Annotated in this window: 3 tRNA genes; all 3 read right to left on the reverse strand. The window is 52.0% G+C overall.

Annotation, left to right across the window (positions count from 1 at the left end):
• The 3 genes from FKP33_RS26845 to FKP33_RS26855 all read right to left on the reverse strand — a co-directional run bounded on the left by FKP33_RS26845 (position 1) and on the right by FKP33_RS26855 (position 269).
• Positions 1 to 75 (reverse strand) — tRNA-Glu (locus tag FKP33_RS26845).
• A gap of 26 nt (positions 76 to 101) precedes the next feature.
• Positions 102 to 190, reverse strand: a tRNA-Ser gene (locus FKP33_RS26850).
• A 3-nt stretch (positions 191 to 193) separates the two neighbouring features.
• A tRNA-Asn gene (locus FKP33_RS26855) sits at positions 194 to 269 on the reverse strand.
• Positions 270 to 333: the final 64 nt, after the last annotated feature.

Here is a 333-nt window from a genome sequence, read left to right on the forward strand (position 1 = left end):
TGGTGACCCGTAGGGGATTCGAACCCCTGTTACCTCCGTGAAAGGGAGGTGTCTTAACCCCTTGACCAACGGGCCTTGCGAATACTTATTCTGCAGTTCTACGGAGAGAGAGGGATTCGAACCCTCGAGACGCTTGTGACGCCTACACGATTTCCAATCGTGCTCCTTCGGCCAACTCGGACACCTCTCCATATGGCTCCCCGAACAGGACTCGAACCTGTGACAACTCGATTAACAGTCGAGTGCTCTACCAACTGAGCTATCGGGGAATATTCCTTCAGAGCTTACGCCCTGAAAACTGGATACGAAACTCAGCATGCTGAATGCTTTGAT

Origin of the sequence: Paenibacillus sp. tmac-D7 (assembly GCF_006519665.1) — a bacterium.
GTDB classification, from domain to species: domain Bacteria; phylum Bacillota; class Bacilli; order Paenibacillales; family NBRC-103111; genus Paenibacillus_G; species Paenibacillus_G validus.